This is a genomic window from Streptomyces sp. HUAS 15-9 (assembly GCF_025642155.1).
Classification (GTDB): Bacteria; Actinomycetota; Actinomycetes; order Streptomycetales; family Streptomycetaceae; genus Streptomyces.
The window spans coordinates 5142097-5156902 of the sequence record NZ_CP106798.1 but is presented as its reverse complement, the minus strand read 5'-3'; the positions used below and the strand labels follow the sequence as shown (position 1 = coordinate 5156902).

At 69.7% G+C, this 14806-nt stretch carries 10 protein-coding genes; 6 read left to right on the top strand and 4 right to left on the bottom strand.

Going from position 1 to position 14806, the window contains the following annotated elements; translation table 11 throughout:
• Window positions 1-73 precede the first annotated feature (73 nt).
• From fusA to rpsL, 3 genes are read right to left on the bottom strand one after another with little or no spacing between them, the layout of a single operon-like run.
• The gene (fusA, locus tag N8I87_RS23830; RefSeq protein WP_263211574.1) at window positions 74-2200 is read right to left on the bottom strand and encodes an elongation factor G; all 2127 of its coding nucleotides are present in this window, start codon (window positions 2198-2200) and stop codon (window positions 74-76) included.
• 39 nt (window positions 2201-2239) lie between these two features.
• Window positions 2240-2710, bottom strand: coding sequence for a 30S ribosomal protein S7 (gene rpsG / locus N8I87_RS23825; RefSeq protein WP_003992340.1), 471 nt, complete (start codon window positions 2708-2710; stop codon window positions 2240-2242).
• Between the two features lie 2 nt (window positions 2711-2712).
• Window positions 2713-3084, bottom strand: coding sequence for a 30S ribosomal protein S12 (gene rpsL / locus N8I87_RS23820; RefSeq protein ID WP_003948652.1), 372 nt, complete (start codon window positions 3082-3084; stop codon window positions 2713-2715).
• 381 nt (window positions 3085-3465) lie between these two features.
• Here rpsL and N8I87_RS23815 point away from each other — a divergent pair, with 381 nt between their 5' ends.
• From N8I87_RS23815 to N8I87_RS23790, 6 genes are all read left to right on the top strand, one after another.
• Entirely contained in the window at window positions 3466-4170 is a 705-nt protein-coding gene (locus N8I87_RS23815; protein WP_263211571.1) for a Crp/Fnr family transcriptional regulator, read from the top strand.
• Window positions 4171-4680: 510 nt separating this feature from the next.
• Complete coding sequence (locus tag N8I87_RS23810) at window positions 4681-5499, top strand: hypothetical protein (protein WP_263211569.1); 819 nt, start codon at window positions 4681-4683, stop codon at window positions 5497-5499.
• Complete coding sequence (locus tag N8I87_RS23805) at window positions 5496-7607, top strand: hypothetical protein (protein WP_263211567.1); 2112 nt, start codon at window positions 5496-5498, stop codon at window positions 7605-7607. Before N8I87_RS23810 ends, N8I87_RS23805 begins: the two co-directional genes overlap by 4 nt.
• 30 nt (window positions 7608-7637) lie before the next feature.
• Window positions 7638-8915 (top strand): PE-PGRS family protein, encoded by a 1278-nt coding sequence (locus N8I87_RS23800; protein ID WP_263211565.1) that lies wholly within the window; start codon window positions 7638-7640, stop codon window positions 8913-8915.
• A complete protein-coding gene (locus N8I87_RS23795) occupies window positions 8912-9445 on the top strand; it encodes a Pycsar system effector family protein (RefSeq protein WP_411577276.1) in 534 nt (177 codons plus the stop codon). Before N8I87_RS23800 ends, N8I87_RS23795 begins: the two co-directional genes overlap by 4 nt.
• A gap of 42 nt (window positions 9446-9487) precedes the next feature.
• Window positions 9488-10801 carry a M48 family metalloprotease gene (locus N8I87_RS23790; protein ID WP_263211563.1) on the top strand — a complete coding sequence of 438 codons (1314 nt, stop codon included), beginning with the start codon at window positions 9488-9490 and terminating at the stop codon, window positions 10799-10801.
• Window positions 10802-10868: 67 nt separating this feature from the next.
• Here the strand turns inward: N8I87_RS23790 and N8I87_RS23785 are convergent, their stop codons facing one another.
• Window positions 10869-14768 (bottom strand): DNA-directed RNA polymerase subunit beta', encoded by a 3900-nt coding sequence (locus N8I87_RS23785; protein WP_263211561.1) that lies wholly within the window; start codon window positions 14766-14768, stop codon window positions 10869-10871.
• Between the last annotated feature and the right edge of the window lie 38 nt (window positions 14769-14806).

Sequence of the window (14806 nt, the reverse complement as noted above, 5' to 3'; positions counted from 1 at the left end):
CATTCGTCCAGGAATGTGGCCGAATGCCCCTTGAGGCTCCGGAGTCAAGCCTAAAGCGTGTGAACGCGGTGCGTTACTCGCCCTTGGCCTTCGCGATGATCTCCTCGGCGACGTTCCGCGGAACCTCGGCGTAGGAGTCGAACTGCATCGAGTAGCTTGCGCGACCCGACGTCTTGCTGCGGAGGTCGCCGACGTAGCCGAACATCTCCGACAGGGGCACGAGGCCCTTCACGACGCGGGCACCGGCCCGCTCCTCCATGGCCTGGATCTGACCACGGCGGGAGTTGATGTCGCCGATGACCTCACCCATGTAGTCCTCGGGCGTGGTGACCTCGACGGCCATCATCGGCTCGAGCAGCACGGGGCTGGCCTTGCGCGCGGCCTCCTTGAAGGCCTGCGAACCGGCGATCTTGAAGGCGAGCTCGGAGGAGTCGACCTCGTGGTAGCCACCGTCGATGAGGATGACGCGCACGCCGGTCATCTCGTAGCCCGCGAGGATGCCGAACTGCATGGCCTCCTGAGCACCGGCGTCCACCGAAGGGATGTACTCCTTCGGGATACGGCCACCGGTCACCTTGTTCACGAACTCGTACGACGCGTCGCCGCCCTCGATGGGCTCGATCGCGATCTGCACCTTGGCGAACTGACCGGTACCACCGGTCTGCTTCTTGTGGGTGTAGTCCACGCGCTCGACGGCCTTGCGGATCGTCTCGCGGTACGCGACCTGCGGCTTGCCGACGTTGGCCTCGACCTTGAACTCACGGCGCATACGGTCGACCAGCACCTCGAGGTGCAGCTCGCCCATACCACCGATGATGGTCTGGCCGGTCTCCTCGTCCGAGTGGACCTGGAAGGACGGGTCCTCCTCGGCCAGGCGCTGGATCGCGACGCCCAGCTTCTCCTGGTCGCCCTTCGACTTGGGCTCGATGGCGACCTGGATGACCGGCGCCGGGAAGTCCATGGACTCCAGGATCACCGGCTGCTTGTCGTCGCACAGCGTCTCACCGGTCGTGGTCTGCTTCAGACCCATGACGGCGATGATGTCGCCGGCGCCCACCGAGTCGATCTCCTCACGCTTGTTCGCGTGCATGCGGTAGATCTTGCCGATGCGCTCCTTCTTGCCCTTGACGGAGTTCAGCACCGAGGTGCCGGACTCCAGGCGGCCCGAGTAGACCCGGACGAAGGTGAGCTTGCCGAGGTGCGGGTCGCTCATGATCTTGAACGCCAGCGCCGACAGCGGCTCGTCCTCGGACGGCTTGCGCTTGACGACCGTCTCCGGGTCCTTGACGTCGTGGCCCTCGATGGCCTCGACGTCCAGGGGGGAGGGGAGGTAGCGCACGACCGCGTCGAGCAGGGGCTGGACGCCCTTGTTCTTGAACGCGGTGCCGCAGAACACCGGGGTGACCGTGGTGTCCTTGGACTTGCCGGAGGCGATGGTGATGCGACGGATCGCGGCGTACAGCTGCTCCACGGAGGGCTCGGTGCCCTCCAGGTACAGCTCCATGATCTCTTCGTCGTTCTCGGCCACGGCCTCCAGCAGCTTGCCGCGGTACTCCTCGGCAGCCTCGGTGTGCGTGTCCGGGATGTCGACGACGTCGTACATCTCGCCCTTGGTGGCCTCGGCGGACCAGACCAGGGCCTTCATCGTCACGAGGTCGACGACGCCCTTGAAGTCGGCCTCGGCGCCGATCGGGAGCTGCATGACGATCGGCTGCGCGCCCAGGCGGTCCGAGATCATGTCGACGCAGCGGTGGAACTCGGCGCCCGTGCGGTCGAGCTTGTTGACGAAGCAGATACGCGGAACGCCGTAACGGTCCGCCTGACGCCACACGGTCTCGGACTGCGGCTCAACGCCGGCGACGCCGTCGAACACCGTCACGGCACCGTCGAGCACGCGCAGGGAACGCTCCACCTCGACGGTGAAGTCGACGTGGCCCGGCGTGTCGATGATGTTGATGGTGTGGTCGACGTCTTCCAGCGGCCAGTGGCAGGTGGTGGCAGCAGAGGTGATCGTGATGCCACGCTCCTGCTCCTGCTCCATCCAGTCCATGGTGGCAGCGCCGTCGTGGACCTCACCGATCTTGTAAGAAACGCCGGTGTAGAACAGGATCCGCTCGGTGGTGGTCGTCTTGCCCGCGTCGATGTGGGCCATGATGCCGATATTGCGCACCTTGGCCAGGTCAAGCGAAGTGGTAGCCATAAGGCTTCAGTCTTCTCTCGGTCTCGATGTGGACTGCGACTACCAGCGGTAGTGCGCGAAGGCCTTGTTGGACTCGGCCATCTTGTGCGTGTCCTCGCGCTTCTTGACGGCCGCACCGAGGCCGTTCGAAGCGTCGAGAAGCTCGTTGAGCAGACGCTCGGTCATGGTCTTCTCGCGACGGGCGCGGGAGTAGCCGACGAGCCAGCGCAGCGCGAGGGTGTTGGCGCGACCGGGCTTGACCTCGATCGGAACCTGGTACGTCGCACCACCGACACGGCGGGACTTGACCTCAAGGGTCGGCTTGATGTTCTCCAGCGCGCGCTTCAGCGTGATGATCGGGTCGTTGCCCGTCTTCTCACGCAGACCCTCCATGGCGCCGTAGACGATGCGCTCGGCGGTGGAGCGCTTGCCGTTCAGCAGCACCTTGTTGATGAGCGACGTGACCAGAGGAGAACCGTAGACCGGGTCGATGATGACCGGGCGCTTCGGGGCGGGGCCCTTACGAGGCATTCTTACTTCTCCTTCTTGGCGCCGTAGCGGGAACGGGCCTGCTTGCGGTTCTTGACACCCTGGGTGTCGAGGGAGCCACGGATGATCTTGTAGCGAACACCCGGCAGGTCCTTCACACGGCCGCCGCGCACGAGCACGATGGAGTGCTCCTGCAGGTTGTGTCCCTCACCCGGAATGTAAGCGGTGACCTCGATCCCGCTGGTCAGACGCACACGCGCGACCTTACGCAGGGCCGAGTTCGGCTTCTTCGGGGTGGTCGTGAACACACGCGTGCAGACGCCACGACGCTGAGGGGAACCCTCAAGTGCGGGCGTCTTGTTCTTCTCGACCTTGTCCTGCCGGCCCTTGCGGACCAGCTGCTGGATCGTAGGCACTACTTCTCCGGTTTCTGTGTGCCGATAGGTACAGCTAACCTGGAACGTCGCCGACCCACGCGGTCGGGTGTGTCGAATCCCGCGGACCTTTGCCGCCAGGCGAAAAAGGGCGCAGATTACGGTGGCCGGTGTCGGCTCGCCACGCGGTTGAAGGCACGCACGAGAGCCAGGGCACACCCCAGGCACAAGGTCTGAGCGTACCTACCTCACGGACTTCGGTCAAAACAAATGGAGTGCGCCCCGACACGCCGGGTTTGTCACCCTTGCAATCGTGGGCCCGGAGTGAATCTCGGGGGGTGTCGCCCCGTTCCGTGCCCATGCCAACGGCTTGTTCAGTATGTTGAACGGTTGCTGTACCGATCGTGGGGGACGGGGGAACACATGACGGCGGCCGACTTACCCGACGGGACCGGTCTCGACGACCGGGTGCCCTTCCTCGCACGCCTGGAGAAGGGGGACCGCGAGGCGCTGCTCGAACTGGGCCGCGAACTCGGCTTCCGCCCCCGGGACGTGCTGCTCCACCAGCACGAGCCCTCCTCGTACGTCCTCTTCGTCATCCACGGCTGGACCAAGGTCACCGCGGCCGCAGTCAACGGCTACGAGGCGCTGCTCGCCCTGCGCGGCCCCGGCGACATCGTCGGCGAGTCGGCCGCGCTCACCGGACGCCCTCGCTCGGCCACCGTGACCGCCCTGGAGCCGGTCCGCGCGGTCGCCGTCGAACGGGACCGCTTCACCGACTTCCTCGGGCACTCCCCCGACGTCTCCTACGCCCTCCTCGGCCTCACCTCCGACCGGATGCGCGCGGCCGACCAGCGCCGCCTGGAGTTCGCCTCCATGAACGTACGGGAGCGCCTGGCCGCCCTCCTGCTCGAACTGGCCCGCACGAACGCCCGCTACACCGAGACCGGCGTCGAGCTCCTCGTCCCCCTCAGCAAGCAGGAGCTGGCCGGGTCGGTCGGGGCGTCACGGGAGATGGTCCAACGGCTGCTGAAGGAGCTACGAGACCGCGGGGTGGTGGTCACCGGACGGCGAACGCTGCGGATCGTACGGATGGATGTGCTGCGACGGATCGCGCGGGACGGGTGACGTGGGGGGCGGGTGACACGGGAGCCCAGGGGGCGGGTGACACGGGAGCCCAGAGAACGGCCAACGCGGCGACCCCGAGGAACGGCTGACGCGGGAGCCCGGAGAACGGCCGCCGGGGACCTCTAGGGGCGGCCGACGGGGAAGCCCGAGAGACGGCCGACGCGGGGACCCGGAGGGCGGCCGACGCGCGGACCCCGAGGGGCGGCCGACGCGGGGACCCCGAGGGGCGGCCGACGCGCGGACCCCGAGGGGCGGCCGACGCGCGGACCCCGAGGGGCGGCCGACGCGCGGGCCCGAGCGGCGGCCGACACGCGGGCCCGGAGAACGGGTGACGCGCAGGCCCAGGACGGGCGCCACGACGCCCGCGAACGAGCCACGTACGGGCAAGCACTTTCTGTGTACACGGTCACAGTTCGAGTGCGTCATCCGCCCTCTCCCCGATGCAGCCCCACGCGTCACTCTTCTCGTCTCGCCGGGCGACAGCGACGGCCCCCTTCCCGAAAGGCGATCATGAACGATCCCGTGAGCCGGACCATCCTGCTGCTCGACATCGAGCGCTACAGCGACCGGGACGACGTCGAGCAGGCCTACTTACGGCGGATGCTGTACGACGTCACCGACCGCGCCCTGGAGAGCGCCGGGATCGACGAGACGCTGCGCCTGCGGGCCGACCGCGGGGACTCCGTGATGGAGCTGATCGACGCCAACTCCTCCGTGCCGGCCCTGCTGCGCGCCCTGCTCACCTCGGTCCCGGCCCAGCTGCGGGCGGTCAACCGCATGGCGTCCAGCTCGGCGCAGATCCGGCTGCGCGGGGTCGTCGCCTCGGGGTACGTCGCCATCGACGAGCACGGCTGGGTCGGCTCCGACCTCAACCACGCCTGCCGCCTGCTGGACGCCGGTCTGCTGCGTGCCGCGCTGCGCGAGCGGCGGGACGACTTCGCGATGTGCGTGTCGGAGGGGGTCTACACGGGGATCGTGCGGCACGACCACACGGGGGTCCCGGCGGCGGACTTCCACGAGGTGACCGTGGACAGCAAGAACGGCCCGCTGCAGGCGTGGCTGTACGGCCCGGTGCCCGAGGGGGCGGCCGGGCCCCGGAACCACAGTGAAACGGGGGCGGGGGGAGCCCCGGTGCCGGGTGCTTCGGGGGACGGCCCGGCACCGGGGCGGACATCGCCCTCCACTCCCTCCACGGGGGGCGTCGTCTTCAACCTCAACGGCGCGCCCAGCTTCGGCGGCAGTCTCGTCCTCGGTGACCAGCACGGAGTCTCCGGCGGCCAGGTCACCGGTGACGTACACCTCGGCGGGACCGGGGGTGACGCGGCGTGACGGTTCCGCCCGAGCAGCGGCCGCCGGACACGGAGGCCGTGCAGGAGCCCGACGGCGACAGACCCGGGGAAGAGGCCGAGAGCGCCCAGGAGGCCCGCGCCGCCCAACGGGAGCTGTTCGCCCACACCCCCGGCTTCATCCTCGGCTCGGCGGCCTCCTTCGGGGGCAGCCTGGTCGGAGGGGCCCAGCACGGGGTGTCCGGCGGGCAGGTCACCGGGGACGTCTTCATGGGCGGCAAGACGGAGATCCACCACCACGGGCCGGCCGCCTCGTACGCCTCCGGAGAGGTCCCGCGGGCCGAGCTCGACGCCCTGGACGCGGTCTTCGCCGAGGGCCCCGCCTTCGAGGCCGCGCTGCACCGGCTGCGCCAGGAGCGGATCGTCGTCCTGTCCGGCCCGCACGCCACCGGCCGCTATGCCGCCGCCCTGATGCTGCTGCACCGCCTCGGCGTGCCCGCCGTCCACGCGTTGCCCGCCGAGACGACCCCCGCGACCCTGCCCGCACAGCTCACCCGGCCCGGCGGCCATGTGCTGCGCGACCTGCCGCTGACCCGCAACCGGCCGCTGCGCGACACCCATCTCTACGCGGCCGTGGACCAGCTCAAGAAGACCGACGGCCACCTCGTGATCACGGTCGAGAACTCACCGTTCCTGCAGGGCGTCACCCCGACGCCGTGGGAGCCGCCGACGGCCGAGGACGTCGTACGGGCCCATCTCGCCGTACTGCGGCGGGGCGAGACGGCGCAACTGCTGGCGCTCGCGCCGGTGCGGGAGTTCCTCGCGCGCGGGCGGCGCCCCGCCGAGGCCGCCGAGTTCGCGCGGGAGCTGGCCGCGTACGACGGCGGTGACGAGGCGGACGCCCGGCTCGCGGAGTTCGGGCAGGCCACGGTGGAGAAGCAGTGCCGCGGCTGGCTCGGGGCGCCGGAGACGGAGCTGCGCGAGAAGGCCTTTCTGATCTCGCTCGCGGTCTTCGACCAGGCCCCGTACGTGCTCGCCGCCGAGCTCGCGGACCGCCTCTTCGTGCACTTCCAGAAGCTCCAGCATCCCGAACTACCGCCGGAGATCCCGGTGTTCGGCCCGTCGGCCGCGGACCGGCTGGAGCGGGCGCACGCGGAAGGGGAGTTGCGGGACGAGCAGACCGACTGGGGTGCCGTACCGCAGTTCATGGCGGGGTTCCGGGAGGAACGCACCGCACGTGTGCTGCTGACCGAGGTCTGGACGGGGCACCCCTCCGCCCGGCCCGCGCTGGTGGCGTGGCTGCGTGAACTGGCCCGGGACGGACGGCCGGTGGTGCGCACCCGGACCGCCGCGGCCGCCGCGCTGCTGGCCGCCGCCGATCTGCCCTCGGCGGTCGCGCTGCTCATCGACGGCTGGGCCGACTCGAAGGCCTTCGGCCCCCGGGTGACGGCCGCCAACGCGCTCACCCTGGCCCAGCTCCTCGACGCGCCCGCCGTACCGCGGCTGCTCACCCAGTGGTGCACGGACCCGCACTGGGCCCGCCGCTGGACGGCGATCCGGGCCTTCGGCCTGCTCGCGCCGCTCCGCCCCGAGCTGGCGGGCCCGGCCCTGGCCGCGCTGGCGGGCCGGGCGCGGGCGGACGTCAGCAGCAAGGCGGAGGCGGAGAGCCTGATCGAGTCGGCGGCCCTTCTGCTGTCCTCGGGGCGGCGCCCCGGCGAGGTGCTCTCCGAGTTCGTACGGCTGCTGTACCACGACACGCCGGCGGTGCGCGCCCTCGCCCTGAACGCCTTCGTACGCGCCTGCGACAACGCCGAGGAGGGCGCCCTCGTCGAGTGGTACGCCGACACCGGGATGTACGAGCCCGACTCGGCCCGCGACCTGGCGACCCTGTGGCGCACCGCCCTGGGCGACCGGGCCCACACCCGGCAGGCGCTGGGCGCGCTGCGCACCTGGGTGCATGTCGCCCAGCGCATGGCGGACGCGGCCCAGGCCCTGGAGCTGCTGCTGCCCGCGCTGGTCGTCGAGGCGGCCGACCGTGACCGGCTCGACCACGAACTGCGCACCATGCGCGCGGAGGACGGGGGGCCGCGGCCACCCGTCGCCGACCGGCTGCTGGACGTGCTCTGGCCCGCCGCTTCGACCCGTTCCTGACCGACCCCGCAATACCCGAGGAGTTGCACCATGGCGGACTTCCGCCGTCAGCCGGAGTGGCAGCAACAGGCCGACCGGCACAGCACGTTGATCGACCCGGTACTCACGGTGCGGCCGATCTCGCGGTTCGACTACACCGCCCGGCGGGTGGTCGGTGCGATCGACCACGCGCTGGTCTTCGCCACCGCGGGCGGCGAGTACCACGTGTACGTCCCACCGCTGCGGCCCAGCCGTACGGACGCGGCGACCCGTCACTACATCTCGGTGTACGAGGTGGACATGGGCAGCCACCCGGTCCGGCTGGAGCTGGAGTTGCCGAGCGACGACGACGCGTTCGCCTTCGGCGCGACGGCGGACCTGACCTGGCGGGTGCGGGATCCGGAGGCGTACGTACGCAGCGGTGAGCGCGATGTACCGACCCGGCTGACCAGCGAACTGCAGCAGCTGGCCCGCCCGGTCACCCGGCGCTTCCCGATCGAGGAGAGCCCGTCGGCGGAGGTCGAGGTCCAGCAGGCCGTCGAGAGCGGGGCGTTCGCGGCGGGCATCGGGCTCGAGGTCACCTGCATGGTGCGGCTGCGGCTCGACGACGAGGCGATCGCCCACCGGCAGCGGAAGCGGACGCTGCGCTACGAGTCCGAGATGCTCGACCCGGAGCACGAATTCCGGCTGCGACAGGCGCGGCAGCAGTACGAGCTGGAGGCGCTGCAGCAGCGACAGCATCAGCAGCTGGTCGCCGAGAAGATCAACTTCTATCAGTACCACCTCCAGTACGGCGGGGTCGGCGCGTGGGCCCTGCACCTCGCCGCCCACCCCGAGGACACACGCCTGGTCATCGACAACATCCACCAGGACCAACTGACCTTCATAAAGGCCCAGTTGGAGCAGCTCGGCAGCGACGAGCTGGAGGACTACCAGAAGGCGGAGTCCCTCAAGCAGGTCCGCCACGAGATAGACGCGATCATCCGTATGCGCGGGGCGAGTCCGGGTGCGGCGGGGGCCCTGCCCGCGGCTCCGCAGGGGCCGGCGTATCCGGGGCAGGTGCCTCAGCCGGGGTACGGGCCTGGGCCTGGGTACGGGCCTGGGCCTGGGCCGGGGTACGGGCTTGGGCCGCAGGCATACGGCGCCGGGGCACCGCCCGCTGCCGTGCCTCCGGCGTCGGTCCCTCCGGCCGCTGCGGCACCGGCTCCCGCACCCGCCGACGGTCCCTCCCCCGGGCACCCGGTCCAGGAGGGTCCCGCGCCCCTCACCCCGCCGATGCCCGCGCCGTACACCCCGCCCCGGCCCGGTCCGGAACCGGAGGCGTCGTGACGACGCCCCGCACCACGCCCCGCCCGGCGACCTTCGGCTCCCCCGGTCTCGTCACCGCCGAGCGGCTCCTCGCCGAGATGCGCGGGGAGATCGCGCGGGCCGACAGCAAGGCGGCCGTGCTGGTCGCGGCGTTGGGGCTGACGGCCGGGGCGTTCAGCGGGCTGGTGGCCGGGCGGAAGTGGGAGCCGGGGGTGCTGTCGGCCGCGGGCACCCTGCTGTGGTGGGGCGGCGCTCTCGCCCTCGCCCTGTCGCTGCTGGCGTTGCTGCTCGCCGTACTGCCCCGGTATCGCTCCGGTGTGTGGTCCCCGGGCCAGCCCCTCTGCTACTTCGGCGACATCCAACAGGCCGTACACGCGGGCCTGCTGGCCGATGCGCTCGCCGACACCGAACGCGACCCCGTCGCCGGACTCACCGCGGCCCTCACCGAGACCAGCCGTATCGCCGCCCGCAAGCACCAGTGGATCCGTACCGGCCTGATCGCCTTCTGCGCCGGCACGGTCCTGCTCCCCACGGCCCTGCTGGTCGGCTGACACCCGCTCACACGAAACACGGCACCCGAAGGAAACGTCCCCATGTCCGAAACACCCGACCCCGGTCCCTACCTGCCTCCCGAACCCCAGTACCCCAACCCTCAGCCCGCCCCGCAGTACCCGACGGCACCGCCCGCGTATCCGGGGTCGGCCCCGCAGTACCCGACGGCCGGCGCCCCGCAGTACCCGCAGCACCCCGGCGCTCCCGCCCCGCAGTACCCGCCGCAGTACCCGACCGCTCCGCCACCGCAGTACCCGATGGGCACCGGCGCCCCGCAGTACCCGATGACGCCCCCGCCCTCGCAGTTCCAGCCCACCGCTCCGCCCCACCCGGCCCCCTCCCAGGTGCCCCAGCAGGCCGGCCCACCCTTCGCGGACCAGGTGGCGCAGGGCGCCGCTCCGGACGATCTCGACTACCGCCACCTCGGCTCCCGCGTCCATGTCGCCGCCCATCAGCGCGGTGCCGACGCCACCGCCGTGGGGCGGCTCGTCGTGCATCTGCCGGGGGCGCTGGTGAGCGGTGTCGTGGTCGCCGCCCTCGGGACGGCATTCGGCGGGACCGTGGGCGGGTGGCTCGCGGTCCTGGTCTGGCTGGCCAGCGGCGGGCTCGTGTTCCACCGGCCCGCCGAACTCCTCTTCGCCCGCCATGTGTTGAAGCTGCGCGCGCCGACGGCCCTGGAGCTGTCCCGGCTGGAGCCGGTATGGCGCGAGGTCACCGCCCGCGCGGGCATAGAGGCACACACGTACGAGCTGATGGTCGAGAACAGCGACGAGCTGAACGCGTCCGCGGTCGCCGGGCATGTCGTGAGCGTCACGACGTACGCGCTGAACGAGATCCCGAGCGGCAACCTCGCCGCCGTACTCGCCCATGAGCTCGGCCATCACACCGGCGGTCACTCCTGGGCGGGGTTGCTCGGCTACTGGTACTCGCTGCCCGGCCGGATCGCCTGGGCCGTCACCAAGTTCCTGGCCAGTGTCACCGTGATGGTGGCCAGCCGGTTCTCCGTGGTGGCGACCGGGTTGCTGGTGCTGTTCATGGGGATGTTCGTCGTCTTCGCGGTGATCAGCGCGTGGTTCGTGACCATTCCGCTGGTCCTCGCCCCGTATCTGCTCGCCTTCGCGGGCCGCCAGGGCGAGCTCCGGGCCGACCAGCAGGCGGCCGCGCTCGGCTTCGCCCGGCAGATGACCGAAGTACTGCACCGTCTGGAGGCCGAGGAGCAGGCGGAGGAAGCGCGCGCCGCGGCGGCCGGGCAGCGTCTGGAGCGGCCGGGCCCGCTGGCCCGTCTGCTGTCCACCCACCCCGACCACACCACCAGGCTGGCCCGTCTGGAGCCATATCTGCGCACCAGGCTGTAAGGCCCGGAGAAACGCCGAAGGGCGGCCACCCCGTGGGGTGACCGCCCTTCAAGCGGACGCCGGCGCCTTACTGGTTGTACGGACCGTAGTCGTAGTCCTCCAGCGGGACGGCCTGGCCGGAGCCGGTGCCGAACGGCGAGTAGTCGATGTCGTCGTAGCCGACGGCCGAGTACATCGCGGCCTTGGCCTCCTCGGTCGGCTCGACCCGGATGTTGCGGTAGCGGGACAGACCCGTACCGGCCGGGATGAGCTTACCGATGATGACGTTCTCCTTGAGGCCGATGAGGCTGTCGGACTTGGCGTTGATCGCCGCGTCCGTCAGAACTCGGGTCGTCTCCTGGAAGGAGGCGGCCGACAGCCAGGATTCCGTCGCCAGCGAGGCCTTGGTGATACCCATCAGCTGCGGACGACCGGAGGCCGGGTGACCGCCCTCCTGGACCACACGACGGTTCTCGGTCTCGAACTTCGAGCGCTCGACCAGCTCGCCGGGCAGCAGCTCGGCGTCACCGGACTCGATGATCGTCACGCGGCGGAGCATCTGCCGGATGATGATCTCGATGTGCTTGTCGTGGATCGACACACCCTGCGAGTTGTACACCTTCTGGACCTCGCCGACCAGGTGGACCTGGACGGCACGCTGACCCAGGATGCGCAGCACGTCGTGCGGGTTGGTGGCACCCACGGTGAGCTTCTGGCCCACGTCGACGTGCTCGCCCTCGCTGACCAGGAGTCGGGCGCGCTTCGAGATCGGGAACGCCGTCTCGTCGCTGCCGTCGTCCGGCGTGATGACGATCTTCTTGGTCTTCTCGGTCTCCTCGATCCGCACGCGGCCGGAGGCCTCGGAGATCGGGGCGACACCCTTCGGGGTACGGGCCTCGAAGAGCTCGACGACACGGGGCAGACCCTGGGTGATGTCGTCACCGGCCACACCACCGGTGTGGAAGGTACGCATCGTCAGCTGGGTACCGGGCTCACCGATGGACTGGGCGGCGATGATGCCGACCGCCTCACCGATGTCGACCAGCTTGCCGGTGGCCAGCGAGCGGCCGTAGCACATGGCGCAGGTGCCGACGGCGGACTCACAGGTCAGGACCGAGCGGGTCTTGACCTCGGAGACGCCACGGGCCACCAGTTCCTCGATGAGGACGTCACCGAGGTCGGTGCCGGCCGGGGCCAGGACCTGACCGTCGACCACGATGTCCTCGGCGAGGCAGCGCGCGTACACGGACGTCTCGACGTTCTCCGCCTTGCGCAGCACGCCGGCCGCGTCGACCTCCGCGATGTGGAGCTTGAGGCCACGGTCGGTGCCGCAGTCCTCCTCGCGGATGATGACGTCCTGGGAGACGTCGACCAGACGACGGGTGAGGTAACCCGAGTCGGCGGTACGCAGAGCGGTGTCCGCGAGACCCTTACGGGCACCGTGCGTGGAGATGAAGTACTCCAGCACGGACAGGCCCTCACGGAAGGACGCCTTGATCGGACGCGGGATCGTCTCGTTCTTGGCGTTCGACACCAGACCACGCATACCGGCAATCTGACGCATCTGCATCATGTTGCCTCGGGCACCCGAGTTCACCATCATGAAGATCGGGTTGGTCTTCGGGAAGTTCTCGTTCATCGCCTCGGCGACCTCGTTGGTCGCCTTGGTCCAGATCGCGATGAGCTCCTGCGTGCGCTCGTCCTTGGTGATCAGACCGCGCTCGTACTGCTTCTGGACCTTCTCGTCCTGCGCCTCGTAGCCCTTGACGATCTCCTTCTTCGCCTCGGGAACGACGACGTCGGAGATGGCGACGGTGACGCCGGAACGGGTGGCCCAGAAGAAGCCGGCCGCCTTCAGGTTGTCGAGCGTCGCCGCCACGATGACCTTCGGGTAGCGCTCGGCGAGGTCGTTGACGATCTCGGAGAGCTGCTTCTTGCCGACCTCGTAGTCGACGAACGGGTAGTCCTCGGGCAGCAGCTCGTTGAAGAGCGCACGGCCCAGCGTGGTCTTCAGACGGAAGCTGTCACCCTGCTGCCACTCCGGCTCACCCTCCTCCTGGGCCGGCGGGGTCCAGCCGCGCGGCGGGATGGTGCCCACCGGGAAGCGGATGTCCACGCGCGACTGCAGCGAGAGCTCGCCGGCGTCGAACGCCATGATCGCCTCGGCCACGGAGGAGAAGGAGCGGTCCTCGCCCTTCACGTTCCGCATCTCGCCGTCGGTGGTGAGGAAGAACAGACCGAGGACCATGTCCTGGGTCGGCATCGTCACCGGACGGCCGTCGGCCGGCTTGAGGATGTTGTTCGAGGACAGCATCAGGATGCGGGCCTCGGCCTGCGCCTCCGCGGACAGCGGCAGGTGCACGGCCATCTGGTCACCGTCGAAGTCCGCGTTGAACGCGGTGCAGACGAGCGGGTGGATCTGGATGGCCTTGCCCTCGACCAGCTGCGGCTCGAAGGCCTGGATGCCGAGGCGGTGCAGGGTGGGCGCACGGTTCAGCAGCACCGGGTGCTCGGCGATGACCTCTTCGAGGACGTCGTACACGACGGTGCGGCCGCGCTCCACCATGCGCTTGGCGCTCTTGATGTTCTGCGCGTGGTTCAGGTCGACCAGGCGCTTCATCACGAACGGCTTGAAGAGCTCCAGCGCCATGGCCTTGGGCAGACCGCACTGGTGCAGCTTCAGCTGCGGGCCGACGACGATGACGGAACGCGCCGAGTAGTCGACTCGCTTGCCGAGCAGGTTCTGACGGAAGCGGCCCTGCTTGCCCTTCAGCATGTCGCTGAGGGACTTCAGCGGGCGGTTGCCGGGGCCCGTCACCGGGCGGCCGCGACGACCGTTGTCGAAGAGGGCGTCAACAGCCTCCTGAAGCATGCGCTTCTCGTTGTTGACGATGATCTCCGGGGCACCGAGGTCCAGGAGCCTCTTCAGACGGTTGTTGCGGTTGATCACACGGCGGTACAGGTCGTTCAGGTCGGAGGTCGCGAAGCGGCCACCGTCCAGCTGCACCATCGGGCGGAGGTCCGGCGGGATGACCGGGACGCAGTCGAGGACCATGCCCTTGGGGCTGTTGGACGTCTGCAGGAACGCGGAGACGACCTTCAGACGCTTGAGGGCGCGGGTCTTCTTCTGGCCCTTGCCGGTACGGATGATCTCGCGGAGCTTCTCGGCCTCCTCCTCGAGGTCGAAGGACTCCAGGCGCTTCTGCAGGGCCTGGGCGCCCATCGAGCCGTCGAAGTACGTGCCGAAGCGGTCACGCAGCTCGCGGTAGAGCAGCTCGTCGCCCTCGAGGTCCTGGACCTTGAGGTTCTTGAACCGGGTCCACACCTCGTCGAGCCGGTCGATCTCGCGCTGCGCACGGTCGCGCAGCTGCTTCATCTCGCGCTCGGCACCCTCGCGCACCTTGCGGCGCACATCGGCCTTGGCACCCTCGGCCTCCAGCTCGGCCAGGTCGGCCTCGAGCTTCTTGGCGCGGGCCTCGAGGTCGGCGTCGCGGCGGTTCTCGATCTGCTGGCGCTCCACGGAGACGTGCGCCTCCAGGGAGGGCAGGTCACGGGTGCGGCGCTCCTCGTCGACGTACGTGATCATGTACGCCGCGAAGTAGATGACCTTCTCGAGGTCCTTGGGAGCCAGGTCGAGCAGGTAGCCCAGTCGGCTCGGGACGCCCTTGAAGTACCAGATGTGCGTGACGGGCGCGGCCAGCTCGATGTGGCCCATCCGCTCACGGCGCACCTTCGCACGCGTGACCTCGACGCCACAGCGCTCGCAGATGATGCCCTTGAAGCGGACGCGCTTGTACTTGCCGCAGTAGCACTCCCAGTCCCGGGTCGGACCGAAGATCTTCTCGCAGAAGAGTCCGTCCTTTTCGGGCTTGAGGGTGCGGTAGTTGATGGTCTCGGGCTTCTTGACCTCGCCGTGGCTCCACTGACGGATGTCGTCCGCGGTGGCCAGGCCGATCCGGAGCTCGTCGAAGAAGTTGACGTCGAGCACTATGCGTCAATCCCTCTCAGGGTCGTAAGTCTGTGGTC

Bases quoted from the DNA above. Each gene is read 5' to 3' on its own strand.
- fusA (WP_263211574.1), bottom strand. From the start codon at position 2,200: ATGGCTACCACTTCGCTTGACCTGGCCAAGGTGCGCAATATCGGCATC.
- rpsG (WP_003992340.1), bottom strand. From the start codon at position 2,710: ATGCCTCGTAAGGGCCCCGCCCCGAAGCGCCCGGTCATCATCGACCCG.
- N8I87_RS23815 (WP_263211571.1), top strand. From the start codon at position 3,466: ATGACGGCGGCCGACTTACCCGACGGGACCGGTCTCGACGACCGGGTG.
- N8I87_RS23810 (WP_263211569.1), top strand. From the start codon at position 4,681: ATGAACGATCCCGTGAGCCGGACCATCCTGCTGCTCGACATCGAGCGC.
- N8I87_RS23800 (WP_263211565.1), top strand. From the start codon at position 7,638: ATGGCGGACTTCCGCCGTCAGCCGGAGTGGCAGCAACAGGCCGACCGG.
- N8I87_RS23790 (WP_263211563.1), top strand. From the start codon at position 9,488: ATGTCCGAAACACCCGACCCCGGTCCCTACCTGCCTCCCGAACCCCAG.